We start from the raw sequence: 211 nt of genomic DNA on the forward strand, positions 1-211 counted from the left end.
GTTGTTGCTCTTTTTGTGTGTTTTTAGATTCTGCTTCAGGTTTTGTATTATTTTCAGGTTTTGTGTTGTTCTCAGTTTTTGCATTGTTTTTAGTTGTTGTGTTGTTCTCAGCTTTTGAGTTGTTCTCAGCTTTTGAGTTGTTCTCAGCTTTTGCGCTGTCTTCAGTTTTTTGGCTGTCTTCAGTTTTTTGGCTATCTTCCGTTTTTGTACT

Annotated in this window: 1 pseudogene; it reads right to left on the reverse strand. The window is 35.5% G+C overall.

The window, feature by feature from the left end:
• Nucleotides 1-211, reverse strand: a pseudogene (locus MR113_RS28185) (hypothetical protein); the annotation flags it as partial.

The sequence above is a fragment of the Bacillus cereus group sp. BfR-BA-01379 genome, from assembly GCF_022663605.1.
GTDB classification, from domain to species: Bacteria; Bacillota; Bacilli; order Bacillales; family Bacillaceae_G; genus Bacillus_A; species Bacillus_A mobilis.